Source organism: Mediterraneibacter sp. NSJ-151 (assembly GCF_022487435.1).
Classification (GTDB): Bacteria; Bacillota; Clostridia; order Lachnospirales; family Lachnospiraceae; genus Schaedlerella; species Schaedlerella hominis.
Window position 1 is genome coordinate 130,300 of record NZ_JAKVPP010000009.1, and the last position, 19,858, is coordinate 150,157.

At 37.7% G+C, this 19,858-nt stretch carries 21 protein-coding genes and 1 other annotated feature; of the genes, 19 read left to right on the forward strand and 2 right to left on the reverse strand.

From position 1 onward, the window contains the following. Positions 1–203 precede the first annotated feature (203 nt). Positions 204–427 (forward strand) — a binding site (T-box leader). A 120-nt stretch (positions 428–547) separates the two neighbouring features. The 12 genes from LQE94_RS10785 to LQE94_RS10840 all read left to right on the forward strand — a co-directional run bounded on the left by LQE94_RS10785 (position 548) and on the right by LQE94_RS10840 (position 12,243). Continuing rightward, positions 548–3,196: a valine--tRNA ligase gene (locus tag LQE94_RS10785; RefSeq protein WP_240577694.1), complete on the forward strand. Its 2,649-nt coding sequence runs from the start codon at positions 548–550 to the stop codon at positions 3,194–3,196. Positions 3,197–3,356: 160 nt separating this feature from the next. Further along, positions 3,357–5,573, forward strand: coding sequence for an LTA synthase family protein (locus tag LQE94_RS10790; RefSeq protein ID WP_240577679.1), 2,217 nt, complete (start codon positions 3,357–3,359; stop codon positions 5,571–5,573). After that, positions 5,573–6,868: a bifunctional folylpolyglutamate synthase/dihydrofolate synthase gene (locus LQE94_RS10795; protein ID WP_240577680.1), complete on the forward strand. Its 1,296-nt coding sequence runs from the start codon at positions 5,573–5,575 to the stop codon at positions 6,866–6,868. Before LQE94_RS10790 ends, LQE94_RS10795 begins: the two co-directional genes overlap by 1 nt. Then, positions 6,855–6,992 (forward strand): hypothetical protein, encoded by a 138-nt coding sequence (locus LQE94_RS10800; RefSeq protein ID WP_022075040.1) that lies wholly within the window; start codon positions 6,855–6,857, stop codon positions 6,990–6,992. Before LQE94_RS10795 ends, LQE94_RS10800 begins: the two co-directional genes overlap by 14 nt. 20 nt (positions 6,993–7,012) lie before the next feature. Next, on the forward strand, positions 7,013–8,371 hold the full coding sequence (locus LQE94_RS10805) for a tetratricopeptide repeat protein (protein ID WP_118724190.1): 1,359 nt from the start codon (positions 7,013–7,015) through the stop codon (positions 8,369–8,371). 170 nt (positions 8,372–8,541) lie between these two features. Beyond that, positions 8,542–8,871, forward strand: a complete 330-nt coding sequence (locus tag LQE94_RS10810; RefSeq protein WP_022075038.1) for an STAS domain-containing protein — start codon at positions 8,542–8,544, stop codon at positions 8,869–8,871. Beyond that, positions 8,855–9,310, forward strand: a complete 456-nt coding sequence (spoIIAB, locus tag LQE94_RS10815) for an anti-sigma F factor (RefSeq protein WP_117990370.1) — start codon at positions 8,855–8,857, stop codon at positions 9,308–9,310. The genes LQE94_RS10810 and spoIIAB overlap by 17 nt, the downstream gene beginning before the upstream one ends. Continuing rightward, positions 9,289–10,005, forward strand: coding sequence for an RNA polymerase sporulation sigma factor SigF (sigF, locus tag LQE94_RS10820; protein WP_022075036.1), 717 nt, complete (start codon positions 9,289–9,291; stop codon positions 10,003–10,005). Before spoIIAB ends, sigF begins: the two co-directional genes overlap by 22 nt. Before the next feature lie 84 nt (positions 10,006–10,089). After that, positions 10,090–10,266, forward strand: coding sequence for a hypothetical protein (locus LQE94_RS10825; RefSeq protein WP_240577681.1), 177 nt, complete (start codon positions 10,090–10,092; stop codon positions 10,264–10,266). Then, complete coding sequence (locus LQE94_RS10830; RefSeq protein ID WP_240577682.1) at positions 10,256–10,921, forward strand: stage V sporulation protein AA; 666 nt, start codon at positions 10,256–10,258, stop codon at positions 10,919–10,921. Before LQE94_RS10825 ends, LQE94_RS10830 begins: the two co-directional genes overlap by 11 nt. Then, positions 10,881–11,297 (forward strand): stage V sporulation protein AB, encoded by a 417-nt coding sequence (locus LQE94_RS10835; protein ID WP_118689030.1) that lies wholly within the window; start codon positions 10,881–10,883, stop codon positions 11,295–11,297. The genes LQE94_RS10830 and LQE94_RS10835 overlap by 41 nt, the downstream gene beginning before the upstream one ends. 70 nt (positions 11,298–11,367) lie before the next feature. Continuing rightward, positions 11,368–12,243 carry an NAD(P)-dependent oxidoreductase gene (locus tag LQE94_RS10840; protein WP_240577683.1) on the forward strand — a complete coding sequence of 292 codons (876 nt, stop codon included), beginning with the start codon at positions 11,368–11,370 and terminating at the stop codon, positions 12,241–12,243. 100 nt (positions 12,244–12,343) lie between these two features. On the opposite strand, the gene LQE94_RS10845 is transcribed toward LQE94_RS10840, so the two are convergent. Then, the gene (locus tag LQE94_RS10845; RefSeq protein ID WP_240577684.1) at positions 12,344–12,814 is read right to left on the reverse strand and encodes a PTS sugar transporter subunit IIA; all 471 of its coding nucleotides are present in this window, start codon (positions 12,812–12,814) and stop codon (positions 12,344–12,346) included. 552 nt (positions 12,815–13,366) lie between these two features. Between LQE94_RS10845 and LQE94_RS10850 the strand changes: the two genes are divergently transcribed. From LQE94_RS10850 to LQE94_RS10870, 5 genes are all read left to right on the forward strand, one after another. After that, positions 13,367–13,528: a hypothetical protein gene (locus tag LQE94_RS10850; protein ID WP_240577685.1), complete on the forward strand. Its 162-nt coding sequence runs from the start codon at positions 13,367–13,369 to the stop codon at positions 13,526–13,528. A 158-nt stretch (positions 13,529–13,686) separates the two neighbouring features. Then, positions 13,687–14,427: a tRNA pseudouridine(38-40) synthase TruA gene (gene truA, locus LQE94_RS10855; protein WP_240577686.1), complete on the forward strand. Its 741-nt coding sequence runs from the start codon at positions 13,687–13,689 to the stop codon at positions 14,425–14,427. After that, the gene (locus tag LQE94_RS10860; protein WP_118724184.1) at positions 14,424–15,182 is read left to right on the forward strand and encodes an exodeoxyribonuclease III; all 759 of its coding nucleotides are present in this window, start codon (positions 14,424–14,426) and stop codon (positions 15,180–15,182) included. Before truA ends, LQE94_RS10860 begins: the two co-directional genes overlap by 4 nt. A 19-nt stretch (positions 15,183–15,201) precedes the next feature. Beyond that, positions 15,202–16,401 (forward strand): CobW family GTP-binding protein, encoded by a 1,200-nt coding sequence (locus LQE94_RS10865; RefSeq protein WP_240577687.1) that lies wholly within the window; start codon positions 15,202–15,204, stop codon positions 16,399–16,401. 15 nt (positions 16,402–16,416) lie between these two features. Next, the gene (locus tag LQE94_RS10870; RefSeq protein ID WP_240577695.1) at positions 16,417–17,364 is read left to right on the forward strand and encodes a TIGR03943 family putative permease subunit; all 948 of its coding nucleotides are present in this window, start codon (positions 16,417–16,419) and stop codon (positions 17,362–17,364) included. Positions 17,365–17,404: 40 nt separating this feature from the next. On the opposite strand, the gene LQE94_RS10875 is transcribed toward LQE94_RS10870, so the two are convergent. Continuing rightward, a complete protein-coding gene (locus LQE94_RS10875; RefSeq protein WP_240577688.1) occupies positions 17,405–18,238 on the reverse strand; it encodes an AraC family transcriptional regulator in 834 nt (277 codons plus the stop codon). 157 nt (positions 18,239–18,395) lie between these two features. On the opposite strand from LQE94_RS10875, the gene dapF reads away from it, so the two are divergent. Continuing rightward, positions 18,396–19,247: a diaminopimelate epimerase gene (gene dapF, locus LQE94_RS10880; RefSeq protein WP_022075025.1), complete on the forward strand. Its 852-nt coding sequence runs from the start codon at positions 18,396–18,398 to the stop codon at positions 19,245–19,247. Positions 19,248–19,486: 239 nt separating this feature from the next. After that, positions 19,487–19,858 carry a GntR family transcriptional regulator gene (locus LQE94_RS10885; protein WP_022075024.1) on the forward strand — a complete coding sequence of 124 codons (372 nt, stop codon included), beginning with the start codon at positions 19,487–19,489 and terminating at the stop codon, positions 19,856–19,858.

Genomic DNA, 19,858 nt, shown 5'->3' on the forward strand with positions numbered 1-19,858 from the left:
ATTCACGCTCTTATGTGTCTCCCGCTCATGGAATCTGAGCAAGAATTCTTATATCAATTTTTTGTAAGGAACGTATTGCCACTTAATGAACTAAATAGCAATTTCGTGAATCAAATATATTCTAACATCTTGACAAAACCTCCCTTGAAAGTTATAGTATAATGTGCGTTAGAAGATAGTATTCTAATCAATATGAATAAGATATAAAGATAATGAAAAAGAGGAGTACGCAATTACTGTCGTCAGAGAGAATCATCCAAAGGCTGTGAGATGATTTCGAAAAAGGGTTGTGGAAGGTAGCTTTGGAATTGGATATTTGAAATTAAGTAGGATATCTCGTGGTTGTTTACGTTATAGAACAAAGAGGTATACAGAAGAGTTGTCTGTATATGAACTTAAGGTGGTACCGCGATGATTCGCCCTTTATGTACGGAAGTATATGAAGGGCTTTTTTTATTTCCACTTTATGTGAAAAAATTGTGACTCATAGTGACAAATCAAAAAAAATAAAATAATATGAAAACAAAAGGAGGACATCATGAAAATTGTGAGTAAAGAACTGGCAAAAACTTATGATCCAAAAGCAATTGAGCAAAAGACATATGAAAGATGGTGTGAGAACAAATATTTTCATGCGGAAGTAGACCGCAGTAAGAAACCATTTACAACGGTAATGCCACCACCGAATATTACTGGTAAGCTTCATATGGGACATGCGTTAGACAATACATTACAGGATATTCTGATCCGTTATAAGAGAATGCAGGGATACAATGCATTATGGATTCCGGGAACAGACCATGCTGCCATTTCTACAGAAGTAAAAGTAACAAATCAGTTAAAGGCAGAAGGAATTGATAAGAAAGAACTTGGACGCGAGGGATTCTTGGAGCGTACATGGCAGTGGAAAGAAGAGTATGCGGGAACAATTGAAAATCAGTTGAAGAAACTGGGTATTTCCTGCGACTGGGACAGAGAACGTTTTACAATGGACGAGGGATGTTCTAAAGCTGTAGAGGAAGTGTTTATTAATCTGTATGAAAAAGGATATATTTACAAAGGTTCTCGTATCATTAACTGGTGTCCGAAGTGTAAGACATCGTTGTCTGATGCAGAGGTAGAACATGAAGAGCAGAATGGTAATTTCTGGCATATTAAGTATCCAATCGTAGGAACAGACAGATTCCTTGAGATTGCTACAACACGTCCAGAGACAATGCTTGGAGATAGTGCGATCGCCGTACATCCAGATGACGAGAGATATAAAGATATCGTTGGTAAGAATGTATTGCTTCCATTAGTTAACAAAGAAATTCCAATCGTTGCAGATTATTATGTAGATAAAGAGTTTGGAACTGGTGCGGTTAAGATCACACCTGCACATGACCCGAATGACTTTGAAGTTGGAAAACGTCATAATCTTCCAGAGATTAATATCATGAATGATGATGCTACAATTAATGATAAAGGTGGCAAATATGCAGGAATGGACCGCTATGAAGCAAGAAAAGCAATCGTAGCAGATCTGGATGCACAGGGATATCTTGTGAAAGTAGTTCCACATTCTCACAATGTAGGAACACATGACCGTTGCGGAACAACAGTAGAGCCATTGATTAAACAGCAGTGGTTTGTAAAGATGGAAGAACTTGCAAAACCAGCGATTGAAGCTTTGAAGAGCGGAGAATTAAAGTTTGTTCCGGAACGTTTTGATAAGATTTATCTGCACTGGCTAGAGAATATCAAAGACTGGTGTATTTCACGTCAGATCTGGTGGGGACACAGAATCCCTGCATATTATTGTGATGAATGCGGTGAATTTGTAGTAGCAAAAGAAGCACCGGAAAAATGCCCACATTGTGGATGTACACATTTCACACAGGATGAAGATACTCTGGATACATGGTTCAGTTCAGCATTGTGGCCATTTTCTACACTTGGCTGGCCGGAGAAAACAGAAGATTTAGATTACTTCTATCCAACAGATGTACTTGTAACAGGATATGATATCATTTTCTTCTGGGTAATCCGTATGGTATTCTCAGGAATTGAGCATACAGGAAAGTGTCCGTTTAATACAGTATTGATCCATGGATTAGTTCGTGATTCACAGGGACGTAAGATGAGTAAATCTCTTGGAAATGGTATCGATCCACTGGAGATTATCGATCAGTATGGTGCAGATGCACTTCGTCTGACACTGGTTACAGGCAATGCACCTGGTAATGATATGCGTTTCTATAATGAACGTGTTGAGGCAAGCCGTAATTTTGCAAATAAAGTATGGAATGCATCTCGATTCATTATGATGAATATGGAGAAAAATGTAGTAGAAGAGCCAGAAGATTTCTTGTTAAAACCGGCAGACAGATGGATTCTGTCAAAAGTAAACAGTCTGACAAAAGAAATGACAGAGAACATGGACAAATTTGAACTCGGAATCGCAGTTCAGAAAGTACATGATTTCATCTGGGATGAGTTCTGTGACTGGTATGTAGAGATTGCAAAATATCGTATTTACCATGCAGAAGAGGATTCACAGTCAGCACAGTGTGTTTTGTGGGTACTTAAGACAGTTCTTGGACAGGCATTGAAATTACTTCATCCATTTATGCCATTTATCACAGAAGAGATTTATGGTGCACTTGTACCGGAAGAAGAATCTTTGATGATGTCAAAATGGCCTGAGTATAAAGAGGAATGGGAATTCCCAAGAGCAACAGAGGTAATGGAGCATGTAAAAGCAATTACACGCGGAATCAGAAATATGCGTGCAGAGATGAATGTTCCAAACAATAAACGTACAAAAGTTTATATTGTCAGCAGCAATAAATCCTTAATGGAAGCTCTGGAAGTATTTAAAAATTCTGTAAAACCACTGATGCTTGCAAGTGACATTATTCTTCACTACGAAAAGAAAGATGTTGCAGATGATGCAGTATCGATCGTAGTTCCAGGAGCAACTGTATATCTTCCAATGGAAGAGCTGGTTGATTTTGAGCAGGAATTAGAGCGCCTGAAAAAAGAAGAAGAGAAGCTCACAAAAGAAATCGCAAGAGCGAAAGGTATGCTTTCAAATGAACGTTTTGTAAGCAAAGCACCAGAAGCAAAAGTACAGGAAGAAAAAGAAAAACTGGAAAAATACACACAGATGCTGGCACAGGTTCAGGAACGTCTGGAAGGATTAAAGCGATAGAATATACAGATTTAAAATGTCGGTAAATGATATATCTGAGATGGGGATGGATTGACAGTATATGTTGATTATCCCCGTTTTGGACATTTTGGAACAATGTCTTATAGACTAAAAAAACATGTAAGAGATAACGTGACAGATTAGAACAGAGAGGATATCAATGAAGAAGGTGCACATAAAAAAGCCGGATATCAAAGGTACATTTCATAAGATAAAAAATTTGAAAAAGGAAGATATCAAGGCACATTGGAAAGAGAGTAAAGCACGACGACAACGAATTCTTGAGGAAAGAAGAAACAGCAAGTTTGCAAAGAAGATGCAGCCGGTGTACCGATTTATGAATCGATTTTCGCTGGTATTTCATTTCCTTTTAGCATGTATTTTGAATTTCTTTATAGAGGGGATTTCAAGACATTCGTTGATTCAGGCATGGCTCTATATGATAGAGACGCCAAAAGTATTTTTATTCAATGCTTATCTGATATTTGCAACATTGATGATTGTATATCTGGTGAGGCGACGGGTATTTGCCCGTATTCTGATTAGTGTATTCTGGCTGATACTGGGTATTACAAATGGGTATATGTTAATGAAACGTGTAACACCATTTAATGCACAGGATTTAAAAGTATTGTCAGATGCCATTTCGTTGACAGGAAATTATTTTGGAAAAATGGAATTGATCATGTTGATCATTGGAATCATTGCAGTAGTAATATGGGTGATTTCAATGTGGAGACGTGGTGGACAGTATACCGGTAAGATGCATAGGGTTGCTGCACTTTGTGGATTGATTGTAAGTTTACTGGGATATGTTGTACTTACGGATGTGGCAATTGATAAACGTGTGATTTCAAATTATTTTGGAAATATTGCATTTGCTTATGAAGATTATGGATTCCCATACTGTTTTACAGCGAGTGTATTTAATACGGGAATATCCGAACCGGCAGGTTACAGCAAAGAGACGATGGAAGCTATCAATAAAGATGGTGCGCTGAATGTAAGTGAGACAAGTCTGTCAGATGAAGACAAACCGAACATTCTATTTGTACAGTTAGAGTCTTATTTTGATCCGACAGAAGTAGAATGGCTGCAGTTTTCAGAAGATCCAATTCCGAATTTGCGCAAATTATATAGTGAATATTCATCAGGATATTTTAAGGTGCCGTCTGTAGGGGCAGGAACTGCAAATACAGAGTTTGAAGTGCTTACAGGAATGAGTATGCGTTTCTTCGGACCTGGAGAGTATCCATATAAAACTTATGCAAAGACAAAAATAATTGAAAGTGCGGCATCATCACTGGAAAAATTGGGATATGGTGCAGAGGCACTTCATAATAATACAGGTAATTTCTATAGTCGTGCACAAGTTTATAATCATATGGGATTTGACCATTACACAAGCAAGGAATTTATGAATGTGCTTCAGACAACACCGAAAGGATGGGCAACAGACGATATTCTTGTTCCACATATTTTAGAGTCAATGGATACAACGAAGCAACAGGATTTTGTTATGACAATCAGTGTGCAGGGACATGGAGATTATCCGACAGAAAAAGTTTTGGATGATCCTGAAATTATTGTCAGTGGTGTGGAAGACGAAGGAAAGCGAAATGCATGGGAATATTATGTAAATGAAGTTCATGAGATGGACAAATTTGCAGGTCAGTTGATTGAAGCATTAGAAAAACGCGGAGAACCGACAGTAGTTGTATTTTATGGAGATCATCTTCCTACAATGGGACTTGAAGCAAAAGATATGAAGAGCAAATATCTTTATAATACAAATTATGTTATTTGGGATAACATTGGATTGGAAAAGAAAGACGGAAACTATGCAGCATATCAGATTATGGCAGAAGTGTTTGATCGTTTAGATATCCATACAGGAACATTTTTTAATTACCATCAGCAGAGAAAAGATACAAAGAATTATCTGGCAGATCTTGAACTGCTCCAGTATGACGTTTTATATGGAAATCAGTATGTATATGAAAATACAGGCAAGCCGATCACAGAAGGTCATATGGTCATGGGTGTGAAAGACACATCTATTTCGGATATTGTAGAACAGTTGGATGGAACTTATAGCCTTTATGGAGAGAATTTTACAAAATATAGTAAGATTTATATCAATGATGAAAAACAGACAAGTTCATTTTTAAATAATACACGAATTGACCTAAAGGAAGCAGAATTACAAGATGGTGATGTGGTTTATGTGGCGCAGGTTGGTTCAAGTAATACGATTTTCAGGACTTCTAAGAAATATGAGTATAAAGACGGAGCATTAAAAGAACTTCCGACAGATCCGAATGACCCGGAAACAGGAAGAAATGCATTTGTAGGAAAAGACGCAGGAGAACAATAATGACCTATGATAAGGCAGTGGAATACATTAATGAGATTCCAAAATTTACAAAAAAAAATACGCCGGAGCATACGAAAGAGTTTTTAAAGAGACTTGGAAATCCACAGGATAGCTTAAAAGTGATCCATGTTGCAGGAACAAATGGAAAAGGTTCCGTGAGTTCCTATCTGGATGCAATGCTTCGTGCCCAGGGGAAGACAGTTGGTCTTGCACTGTCTCCTCATTTAGTAAAAATGAATGAAAGAATTGTAATCAATCATCAAATGGTCGATGATGATACATTTCTAAATGTATTTGAACAGGTCAAAGAAAAAGTAGAAGGGATGGTGGAAGATGGTCTTCCACATCCTACTTTTTTCGAGTTTTTATTTGGCATGGTACTGATAGCATTTGCACAAGCGAAGGTGGAGTATGCAGTGCTTGAAACGGGTCTTGGAGGAAGACTGGATGCGACGAATTGTGTTGAACATCCAATCTGTTCAGTAATCACATCAATTGGAATGGATCATATGCAGTATCTTGGCAATACATTGGAAGAAATTGCCACGGAAAAGGCTGGAATCTTAAAAAATGCTGTGCCGGCTTTTTACATTGAAGGGCAAAAAGAAAGCAATCAGGTGATTGAAAAACGTGCAAAAGAACTTGGGATTCCATGTAAAAAAGTCTCGAAAAATGCGTTCGAAATTCTTGAAAATGACGAGAAATATATTGCATTTTCATGTGCAAATGCGTATTATGGAGATGTTACATGGAAACTAAACAACATCGGACGATATCAGGCAGAGAATGCAATGCTTGCGTTGGAGGTAATGCGTTATCTGTTTGGCACTGAAGGAGAATTACAAAAGTGGCAGGAAACACTTAGTGCATGTAAAGTAGGCGGGCGAATGGAAGAAGTCCTCCCACATATTTACATTGACGGGGCACATAATATCAGTGCAATCGAAAGATTTGTTGAGAGTGTTCCAAAGGATACTACAGGAATTGGAATTTTATTTTCTGTGGTAGAAGATAAAGATTATGAGGAAATGATTGCTTGTCTTTGTCAGCATGTGGATGCAGATTTTTTTGTGATCACACATATAGCAGATAAGCGTGCTGCAGATACAGAAAAGTTAGCAGAGATATTTCGTCAATATACAGAAAAACCAGTTATCGTGCAGGATTCGTTGAAGGCTGCATGGAACTATGTGACATCCAATCAGAAAGACAGGACAATTTATTGTCTGGGATCGTTGTATCTGGTGGGAATGGTCAAAGCTTTGATAGAGGAGGAGTCAAATGCTAGATTTTGAAGAAGAACTGAAGAAGTTTAAACCAAGTCTGGAAGTAGAAGATATTGAAGATGCCGTTTATCAGGAAGAGATGACAGATGTGATGGACCTCCTGAATAAGGTAATGGATCAACAGAAAAATTAGAAAGATTATGGTGAGCATAGATGGACTATACGAAGAAAATCATGCATTGTTCCAATTATTGGTACAATGATGGCCTGAGAAAAGCGCAGATTCGGGATTTATCGGGAGCGATTCTCTCACTTCGACAAAGTTTACAATATAATAAGGGGAATATTGCTGCCAGAAATCTACTTGGATTAGTTTATTATGGCAGGGGAGAAGTAGCAGAGGCACTGGTAGAGTGGATTATCAGTAAGAATTTGAAACCACGTGATAATATTGCAAATGAATATATACAGCGTGTTCAGGATTCATCCAGACGACTGGAGGCTATGGATCATGCAATTCAGGTGTATAATCAATGTCTGCAGTTATGCAGACAGGGAAGCATTGATATGGCAATTTTGAAACTGAGACAGGTTATCGGAGGTCATCCGACCTTTGTCAAAGCATATCAATTGCTGGCATTGATCTATATTCAGGATGGACAATATCCGAAAGCAAATTCATTGCTTCGCACTGCATCCAAACTGGATACAACCAATGCAACTACGTTGCGTTATATGCATGAACTCGAACTGCATCGAAGTAAGGTGCCTGCAAGGTCAGAGAAGAAAAAAGAAAAGAGAAAAAAGAAAAATTCTGTGGAATATAAGGATGGCAATGAAACAATTATTCAGCCGGCATATCATATAGTAAAGACAATTGCAGGAAAATTCACAATTATGAATATTATAATTGGAGCATTGATCGGAGCGATGATTGTATGGTATCTCGTTGTTCCGTCTGTCAATCAGTCGAAATCAGAGAAGACAAATAAGCAGATTATTGAATACAGTGAGCAGATTAATGCCATGAAGGCACAAATCAGTGCAATGACAAGAACGCTGGACAATTATCGTACAGCAGGTAGTGATTCGGAGGCAGCAGCGCAGAATGCTGCAAGTACTTCAGACAGTTATGAGAATCTGATGTCTGCATCAACACAATATAATTCAGGAAACTATACGTATGATGTGATTGCAGATTCACTTTTGAATGTTAACCGTGATCTGCTTGGAGCATCCGGTCAGGAGATGTATGATGAGATGACAGGAGAGGTTTATCCATCTGCCTGTGAGATTAAATACGAAGCCGGAATAGAGGCACTGAATGTTGCAAATTATAGCTCTGCGATAGACAACTTGTCTAAAGTTGTAAGAATGAATGCTGATTACGATGACGGAGGCGCAAGACTTAATTTAGGTATTGCATATCTAAGAAGCGGAGATAATGACAATGCAATTGCCAATTTCCAAGCTGTAGTTCAGGAATATCCAGATACAGATTATGCACAAGAAGCAACAAACAATCTGAATATGATTTCACAGAATACTGAAGAAACACAGAAAACAGAATAATAAGTTTTCGGATATTTGAAATATACGGAAGAACAAAATATACAAAAGAGGTAATTATGTAGAAGATGCATAATTTCCTCTTTTTTTCTTTTACAAAGAATAAAAGAAGGTATGAAATACTGCAGATAAAAGATTGTAATACGAAAAAATATGACAGGAGGTAAAACAAGATGGATTATCAAGTGCAGGAAAATTGTCTGACAATATTTCTTCCAAAAGAAGTAGATCATCATAATGCGGAAGAAATACGGAAAAGTGCAGATTCAGTTATCGAAAAAAATCATATCAAATATGTGATTTTTGATTTTAAAGATACGGAGTTTATGGACAGCTCAGGAATCGGAGCAATAATGGGGCGATATCGCATGATACAGCTTATAAATGGAGAAGTGTGGGCGGTACATACAAATGCAAGAATTAAAAAAATATTAACATTGTCCGGGATGACGAAAATAATGCAGATATATGAGGAGGAACAGGAAAATGGGGAACACAAATGAAATGGAAGTGATCTTTGACAGCCGTTCTGCAAATGAAAGCTTTGCAAGAGTCGCAGTTGCGGCATTTTTAACGCAATTAAATCCAACTGTGGAAGAGGTGTCAGATGTAAAAACAGCAATATCGGAAGCAGTAACGAATTGTATTATACATGGATATGAAAATGAAATAAAAAAGATTTACATACGCTGTGAAATTAATGCACATACATTTTATGTGTCAGTCAGAGATGAAGGAAAAGGAATTGAAGATGTAAAGCAGGCAATGCTGCCTATGTATACCACAAAACCAGAAGCAGATCGGTCTGGTATGGGATTTTCGTTTATGGAAGCATTTATGGATCAGGTAGAAGTGGAATCCATACCGGGAGAAGGAACCGAAGTGAAAATGAAAAAAACAATTGGTAAAGGAAGAAATGCATGGACCACACAATCGCTTTAATTCAAAAATCACACGAAGGAGATAAAGCGGCGAGAGAACAATTGGTAGAGGAAAATGTAGGGCTGATCTGGTGTGTGGTAAAGCGTTTTTATGGACGAGGACTTGAAAATGAAGACTTATTTCAGATAGGAAGCATTGGACTTCTTAAAGCCATTGATAAATTTGATCTTTCATATGATGTGAAATTCTCAACCTATGCAGTTCCAATGATTTCAGGAGAAATTAAGAGATTTTTGCGTGATGACGGGATGATAAAAGTGAGTCGTACACTGAAAGAATTATCTTATAAAATATTTCAAACCAGAGAAAAATTACTGGATTTATTGGGACGGGAACCAACCATTGAAGAGCTTGCAGAAAAAATGCAGATAGACAAAGAAGAAATAGTAGAAGCACTGGAGGCTGGAAGTGAAGTAGAATCCATTTATAAACCAATACATCAGAAAGAGGGAAATGAGATCCGGCTGATGGATAAGCTGGAAGAAAAAGAACACAGAGAAGAAAAGATACTGGATCACATGTTGTTGCAGCAGTTGCTTGGGACATTAGAAAAAGAAGAACGCACATTGATCTATATGAGGTATTTTCAAGATAAGACACAGTCACAAGTGGGAAAAGAATTAGGAATATCGCAGGTACAGGTTTCCAGAATGGAGAAGAAGATTATGGAAAATTTAAGGAAAATTGGAACATAGAATCAGAGAAGGCATTTGATCAAGTTATGTATATTTTAAAGAGAAGAGAAAATACTAAAGAGCATATCAAAAAAAGCACATGAAATGGAGATGAAAAGTTTGGAAGATGGAAGAAGAAAAATAAGAATATGCCTGACAATTATGTTGATAGCTGCGGTGATATTAGGTGTTTGCTATTATTATAGTGCTGCCGGGAAGGCTGAGCGTTACGAATCAGAAGAGATGTTAGTAAATTCTGAGGAGAAATGCAATGGCTGTTAAGCAGGAAACGCTATATATAAAGGGTGATAAAAATATAGAAGTGACAAAGCCAGAGGTAACGCTGGGGGATATTTTGTCTATGGAATGTAGTAATCAAAATGTAATTCCGAGGATTAAAACGATTAAGGTTATGAAAATGCAGGAGAAAAACGGACAGCGCAAAGTCATATCTATTTTAAAAATTATAAAATTAATACATGAAATATATCCGAACATGGATGTCCAAAATTTGGGCGAGACAGATATTATCGTAACTTACGAAGAGCAAAAAACAACAGGGATGATAAGCCATCTGATCAAAACCGGGTTTACCGCAGTATTGACATTTACAGGTGCGGCATTTGCAATCATGACATTTAACAATGATGTATCAGTTAGAAAATTATTTTCTCAAATCTATCAATTGATGACAGGCATAAAACCACATGGATCTACAATCTTAGAACTAAGTTATTCCATCGGACTTACGATAGGGATACTATTGTTTTTTAATCATTTTGGAAAGAAAAGGTTTTCAGTGGACCCTACACCGTTGGAGGTGCAGATGCGAACTTATGAAAATGAAATACAGACAACCCTTGTAGAAAATGCTTCAAGAAAGGGGAAAGAACTGGATGCTGATACGTCAAATTCTAATGGCAGTAATCGGTCTTAGCGCAGGAATATTAGTGGCGGGAGGGCTGTTTGGATTTATTGTTGAATTAGGTGTCATCGCTGATTTTGCAGATCGGACACATACAGGAAATAAAATTCATTTATATGAAGACTGTGCAGCTTTAGGAGGAATTATAGGGAATGTTATTTTTGTATATTCGATACCGATTCCTTATGGCAAAATTTTGCTTATTCCGATAGGATTATTAATCGGGATTTTTGTCGGGTGTTGGGCGATGGCACTGGCAGAAATTCTAAATGTTTTTCCGATATTTATCCGCAGATTAAAAATAACAAAATATATTGCTGGATTGATATGTGCAATGGCATTGGGAAGGGGAGTCGGAGGTGTGATATATTTTTTCCTGATGCATTGATAATTTTAATATGGTACATTTTTATAAAAAGAATTATAATTACAGTAGTTATAATTTGAGGAGGCAAAAGATGAAAAAAATTGGATTTATCGGAGTTGGAATCATGGGAAAATCCATGGTGCGAAATCTTATAAAAGCAGGATTTGAGCTGCATATTTATGCTCGTACAAAATCGAAAGTAGAAGATGTTGTTAACGAAGGGGCTATTTTTCATGATAGCATTGCAGAGTGCGTCAAGGAATGTGAGGCTGTTATTACAATAGTAGGATTTCCTGTCGATGTCGAAGAAGTTTATTTTGATAAAGGAAATATTTTAGATAGTGTTCAACAAGGCACATATTTGATTGATATGACAACTACAAGTCCGATGCTGGATCAGAAAATTGCAGAAGAGGGAAAAAAGAAAGGGCTTCATGTTTTGGATGCACCTGTTACGGGTGGAGATATAGGAGCAAAAAACGGAACACTTTCTATTCTTGTAGGTGGTGAAAAAGCAGATTATGAAGCTTGTATGCCATTGTTTGAGGCAATGGGGACAAACATTAATTATCAAGGTGGTATTGGGTGCGGACAGCATGCAAAACTTGCTAATCAGATTATGATAGCAGGAACGTTGTCAGGAGTATGCGAAGCATTTACTTATGCAAAAGCAAAAGGACTGGACCTTCAGACATTGCTTGATTCCGTGTCGACAGGGGCAGCTGGAAGTAAGCAGTTAGATACTTTTGGACCTAAGATTTTAGAGGGTGATTACGCTCCGGGATTTTTTATGAAACATTTTATTAAGGATATGAAATTGGCACTTACAGAAGCAAATATGAGTAATATTAATTTAGACGTTTTAAGTCAGGTGCTTGCAAATTATGAATTATTGCAATCAGAAGGTTATGGGGAATTAGGAACGCAGGCGCTTATTAAATACTATGAAGAAGAAATGGAGGAGTAAAAAATAACTATGCCATCCAGCGAATTGGAGTCGGGCTTGCCCGACGAAGCTCCCGCAGGATGGCATAGTCGTTTCTTACGAAAAATTTATCATTATAAAATTACTTTAATGTCATGATAACACTTTTTCCGGCCTGGACCTCGCCTTTTTCACATACGAGCTCTTTTCCGTCTAAACCTGAACTAATCAGAACAGGAGTAATGGAGTTGCGTCCGGTCTCTTTGATGAATTCCAAATCTGCTTCTGCAATCAAATCTCCGGCTTTTACTTTATCTCCAATCTTTGCATAAATGTGGAAACATTTTCCATTCAGTGCAACTGTCTCAAGCCCCATATGTATTAAAATTATCACTCCATTTTCTGAAGTTATTTCATAGATATGTCCTGTTTCTACCACTTTGGATACGACTCCGTCAACTGGGCTTACAATCTTTCCGTCAGTTGGGATGATTGCAATGCCGTCTCCAAGTATTTTTTCTGTAAATATCGGATCTGGTACATCTGTAATTGCAACTGCTGTACCAGTCATTGGTGCTAAAATTACTTCTTGTGTTTTTCCTTGATTCTTCATATCTAAATCCTCCGCTAGATAATATATGTTCTTTTCCTCATTTTACAAATTCTTAATTATAGTCACTGCTTTAATAAATTTCAATCCTCTTTTGAAAATTGTTTCAGAATTCTATGTTTTGCATATTTTAGGGCACTGGTTTCATAAGTTTGTTATTCAGAATTTAATAGATTACTATTCACTTCTGTGACAACCACTACGCTGATAGGCACAGAGGATGCCGTTGCTGGTCACAGTTAGTGTTAACAGTAACCAGAGCCATATAGTCATCTAATGAACTAAAAATCTATCTTGCAATCTATTCCCAGCATATGCTAAAGTATAGAAAAGCATATTTCTATACGAAATCTAAGGGGCATCGCACCATCTATATTCTAATAACATTTCAGAAATCTATGCTTTGATACCACAAAACATGTAAAAAAGCAGAAGAGGGCTGGAAGAGAGTGAAGATAGAGGAAGTTCCTTCTGCAAAAGGAGGGAAAATTAGATATACTCAAAAATGAATATCATATACCGATGGAAAAATCAATAGAGGAGGATGTGAAAGTAATGTGTAATTTAAGTGATGGAATAGAAGAACGCGGGAAAGCGGAAGGCATAGAATTAGCGCGGAAGGTTTTCAAAATGAAAGAGCAAGATGTAAGTGTTCAAGAAATAGCTAAGGAACTTCAGCTGTCAGTTGAAGAAGTTGAGCAAATAATTGGAGAATAAAATAATAGCAAAGTCAATCAACTTTCTTATAGAAATAGTCGCTTAATTGAAATAATCAATGAAGCTGTAATAATAGAAGACGAGCTTTATTCCCACTTGTCTTTTCATGAAATTTTATATACAATCATATGACAAGAAGGGATAAATGGTGAAAGGCTATGAGAACATATAAATTAACAATTGCATATGATGGCTCCAGATTTCGAGGATGGCAGCGACAGCCAGACACAGATATGACAATTCAAGGAATTTTGGAGCGTGATATTAGTGAGTATGTGGGATATAAAGTAGAGGTGAATGGCTCCGGGCGTACAGATGGCGGAGTACATGCGTCTGGGCAGACAGCCAGTATTATTCTATCAGGTAAGGTGGATGAGCCAGTATTTCTTACAGAGATAAATGAGAAAATTCCGGAGGACATCCGTATTGTGAATATGGAACTTGCAAGGAACGGATTTCACGCACGTCACAGTGCAAGAGGTAAGAGATATGAATATACGATTGATACCGCAGAAAAAGCAGATGTATTTCTGAGAAAATATTCATTTCATTATCCGGAAATGATTAATGTGAAAAAGATGGAGAAAGCAATCGAATATTTGCGTGGAAGCCATGATTTTGCAGGATTTACAGATCGACCGGATGAAAAGTCCACAACAAGAAGAATTTATGATATAATAGTTAGGCAAGACGGACATAGACTTAGAATTGAGTATACCGGAAGTGGATTTATGTATCATATGGTAAGAATTTTAACAGGAACACTGCTGGAAATTGGTAGTGGGAGAAGAAGTCCGGAAAGCATAAGTGAGATAATTGAGTCCGGTCAACGTGCAGATGCGGGATTTTTAGTACCTGCAAGTGGACTATGCTTGAAAGAGGTGTTTTATAAACAATGAAATTAGTATCATGGAATGTAAACGGAATCCGGGCATGTGTGCAAAAAGGATTTCTTGATTTTTTTAATGAGATCGATGCAGATATTTTTTGTATTCAGGAGTCAAAGATGCAGTCCGGACAGTTAGAACTTGACTTGCAGGGGTATAATCAATATTGGAACTATGCAGTGAAAAAAGGATATTCTGGAACTGCGGTATTTACCAAGAAAGAACCAATTCAAGTAAGCTATGGAATCGGGATAGAGGAGCATGATCAGGAAGGTCGTGTAATAACGTGTGAATTTGAGGATTTTTATTTTGTTACGGTGTACACACCAAATTCTCAAAATGAGTTGAAACGTCTGGCTTATCGTATGCGATGGGAAGACGATTTTCGTGCGTATTTAAAGTCTCTGGAAATGAAGAAACCGGTTATTGTGACTGGGGATATGAATGTTGCTCATAAGGAAATTGATTTGAAAAATCCGAAAACAAATCGTAAGAATGCAGGATTTACAGATGAGGAGAGACAGAAGTTTACAGAGCTTTTAGATGCAGGATTTATCGATACATTCCGATATTTTTATCCGGAGCAGGAAGGAGTATATTCCTGGTGGTCTTATCGCTTTAAAGCAAGAGAGAAGAATGCCGGATGGAGAATTGATTATTTTTGCGTATCAGAATGTCTGAAAGACAGATTGCAGGATGCACAGATTCTAACAAATGTAATGGGTTCAGACCATTGTCCAATTGTATTGGAATTAAAAGACAAATAAATAATAGGAGGCGGTCATCGTGACTAAAATTGACATTATTTCTGGATTTTTAGGAGCTGGAAAGACAACATTTATTAAAAAGCTTTTAAAGGAAGCATTTGAAGGAGAACAGGTTGTTCTGATTGAAAATGAATTTGGAGAAATTGGTATTGATGGTGGATTTTTAAAAGAAGCCGGAATTGAGATTAAAGAGATGAATTCAGGCTGTATCTGCTGTTCACTGGTAGGTGATTTTGAGAAATCTTTAAAAGAAGTAATCGACACATATCATCCGGATAGAATTTTGATCGAGCCATCGGGAGTTGGAAAGCTTTCAGATGTTATCAAAGCAATACAGGATGCACAGGTTAATCTTGATGCACAGTTGAACAGCTTTACAACAGTTGTTGATGTGACTAAATGTAGAATTTACAGTAAAAACTTTGGAGAATTTTTCAGCAATCAGATTGAGTATGCAGGAGCAATTATTTTAAGCAGAACAGATAAAGCAAAACATGAGAAGGTTGAAGAAAGCGTTGCTATTTTACGTGGATTAAATGAGAAAGCACCAATCATCACAACTCCAATCGAGCAGCTTTCAGGAGAGAAATTGCTTGAAACAATGGAAGGAAGCAAGTCTCTGGAAGAAGAACTTCTGGCTGAGATTGTTTGCCCGGAATGCGGCGGACATCATGATCACGATGAGGAGTGCGGATGTGGACATGAGCACCACCACCACGACCACGATGAGCATGAGCACCACCACGACCACGACGAGCATGAGCACCACCACCACGACCACGACGAGCATGAGCACCATCACCACGACCACGACGAGCATGAGCACCACCACCATGACCATGATGAGCACCATCATCACGACCATGATCATGGCGAAGAATGTGGATGCGGATGTGGACACGATCATCATCATGACCATCATGGACATCACCATGCTGACGAAGTATTCACAAGTTGGGGTAAAGAAACAATCCAGACTTATACAAAAGAAGAAATCAGCAATATTTTGAAAACGTTAGAGTCAGATTCTTCATATGGTACAATTCTTCGTGCGAAAGGTATGGTTGCGGGAGCCGATGGAGAATGGATTTATTTCGATATGGTACCGGAAGAGCATGAAGTCAGAACAGGAGCAGCAGAGTATACAGGAAGAATCTGTGTTATTGGCTCAAAATTGGATGAGCATAAGCTGGAAGAGTTATTTGGCATTGCAAAATAATTAAAAGGAGAAAATATTATGGAACCAGATGTTATGGTCTATCTTATGACTGGATTTCTTGATAGCGGAAAGACACAGTTTTTGAAATTTACATTAGAGCAGGAATATTTTCAGATTGATGGGACAACACTTCTGATCCTTTGTGAAGAAGGGGAGGAAGAATATAGTCCGGAGATGTTAAAAGAGCATCGTATTGTAATGGAAACAATTGACGATCCAGAAGCTTTGACAGAGGAATGGCTGGAAAAACTGGATGAAAAATATCATCCAGAACGAGTTGTTATTGAGTACAATGGAATGTGGAAGGTCAGTGATTTTGAAAGTTTGAAACTGCCAAAAGGCTGGGGAATCGAACAAAAGATCACAACAGTAGATGCGAGCACATTTCAGATATATCTTGCAAATATGAAACCATTGTTTGTGGAAATGGTCCGCAATTCAGAGATGGTATTATTTAATCGTTGCAGTGACGTAAAACCACTTGCAGGATATCGTCGAAGCGTAAAAGTTGTAAGTCCTCAGGCAGAAGTTATTTTTGAGGATGAGAATGGTGAAGTGGAAAATATTTTCGAAGATGAGGTACCATATGATTTGAAAGCGGATATTATTGAAATACTTCCGGAAGATTATGGAATCTGGTATGTGGATATGATGGAGAATCAGGAACGCTACGATGGAAAAGTTGTAGAATATACAGCCAGAGTTATGAAACCAAGAAGCTTTCCAAGTAAATTATTTCTCCCGGGAAGAATGGCAATGACTTGCTGTGCAGATGATACAACATTTTTAGGATATATTTGTAAAAGTTCTTATGCACCAAAATTAAAAGCAGGACAGTGGGTAAAAGTGCGTGCAAAAGTAGGGTATGAGAAACTGGCAATGTATCGAGGAGTTGGTCCGGTGTTGACAGCGGAAAATATTGAGCCGGCTGAACCGATTGAAGAGATGGTATATTTTAATTAATATGAAAATGTGATAGGGAAGAGAAGAACCACCAGGAAGATTATTTTAATTTTCTTGGTGGTTCTTTGAATTCTTGCTTATATGCTCTGGAAAATGCGGAATAACTTTGAAAACCGCAGGCAAAACATGCATCTGTAATAGGCATGCCGGAGTGAATATAACGTCTGGCGAGCAACAGCCGGCGATAAGTAATGTAATGACCGATAGTAACACCGGTTTCTGCTTTGAACAACCGCATCATATGATATTTACTCAGATAAAAGACAGATGCGAGGGAATCCATACTTATTGTCCCTGTTAAATGATCTTGAATATAATTCATAATATCCAGAACCTTTTTGTTATAAAGCTTGGTGTCAAGGTATTCGATGCCCTCTTTTAATGTGGCACGATTTAATTGAATCATAAATTCCAGGAATAAAATCTGGCGGTATAAGCTTCCTGCATATTCATGATCGTGGAACGAGCGTTCTAAGCGCTGGGTAGTCTTATATAGTGAGCTGGTTTCTAAGGAAGGAATTCGAAGAACATATGACTGCTTCTCGCGGGCCTGTTCAAAGCAATAAGCGAGATTATATTCGGTAGTTCGGTAAGCTTCCATAAATCCGGGGGAAATATAAACGATGATTCTTTCATATGGAATGGAAGAGTCTACCTGGATACGGTGAATGTCGTTTCGATTGACGAGGACAATGTCGTAAGGGTTTAGAGTATAAGTCTTTCCTTCAATAAAATATTGTACATTTCCACTGATAAAAATAGTGATTTTATGGAAATTGTGAGTATGATAATCAAACTCGGTATCCACTTGATCTTTTAAATGAAAAATTCGAAAATCACTGTTTAAATACCCTCGTTTCTGATATGTTTCCATAATATCCCTCCTTTATATGGTCCGATAATATGATATTAAACAAAAACAGCATTATTTGCAATATAGAAAGCAGTTATTTTGTATTATTCAAATATAATGCTATGTATAATAAAAATATCATGGGAAAAATAGTATATTAATGTGGGAGGAGTAGATTATGCAGATTGTATTAGAAAAATATCACGGATTGGGAAATGATTATCTTGTATTTGATCCAAATAAAAATGAATTAGAATTAAATGAAGCGAATGTCAAGATGATTTGTAATCGAAATGTAGGGCTCGGCTCAGATGGTATTTTGGAAGGTCCGTTGCTGGGAGAACATCTGGCTGTGAAAATCTGGAATCCGGACGGAAGTGTTGCAGAAAAGAGCGGAAACGGAGTTCGTATTTTTGCAAAATATTTAAAAGACGCAGGATATGTACAGAAAAAGAATTATGAATTGATGACAGATGGCGGTATTGTAGAGATTACATATTTGAATGAAGAGGGAAGCAGACTGCGTATTTCTATGGGAAAATTATCCTTTGTGAGTGAGGAAATCCCGGTAATAGGAGAAAGAAGAGAGGTCATCAATGAGGATATGGTATTTGGCAACAATCTGTATCCGGCAACATGTGTGTCAGTAGGAAATCCGCATTGCGTTATTCCAATGCAGGAAATTTCAAAAGAACTGGTTTGTAAAATAGGTGTACATTCTGAGAGTGCAAGATATTTCCCAGAACGAGTGAATACAGAGATTATGAAGGTGACAGATCGCAATAACATCGCAATTGAGACATACGAGCGTGGTGCGGGGTATACAATGGCGACTGGAACAGGTGCGTGCGCGGCAGCAGCAGTGGCATATAAATTGGGATTGACAGAAAACAAGATGCTTGTGCATATGCCGGGTGGTGATCTTCAGGTTGAAATTGCAGATGACTGGAATGTGTATATCACAGGAGATGTCTTCTATATTGCAGAGATTAAGCTGAGTACAGAATTTTCGGAAATGTTGAGAGTATAAGAAAGACATTGTGGATAATTCTAAAATTATGTGAAAAAAGTTTAATTTAAAATGGCGAGATGCGTTGCTGGTCACAGGACCGTGAACAGTAACAGTGGGGATAAAGAGAGAGTCCTGCAGGAGAATAATTGCTTGCAGAGATTCTCTCTTTGTGCTAGTATTTCTATAACAGAATTGTGTAGTTACTGTGCGTAGTATATGAAAAGCAGTAATATCACGAAAGAAAAAGAGGTAGAAAGATGCTGATAGAAATTGATTTTAACAGTGAAGAAGCGATTTATATTCAGCTTCGCAATCAGGTTATACTGGGAATTGCAACTGCGAATATTCATGAGGGGGATTCACTTCCTTCCGTGCGTCAGCTTGCAGAAACGATTGGCGTTAATATGCATACGGTGAATAAGGCATATAATGTTTTGAAACAAGAAGGCTTTATTACATTGGATAAGAGACGTGGAGCAGTTATTGCTCTGGATGAGAATAAAATCCGTGCAGTAGAAGAGATGCGTCAGCAATTGCAGATTGTTTTGGCAAAAGCATGCTGTCGTGCGATTTCAAGAGAAGAGATCCATGAACTGGTGGATGAGATTCTGGATGAATATGAGTCGTAG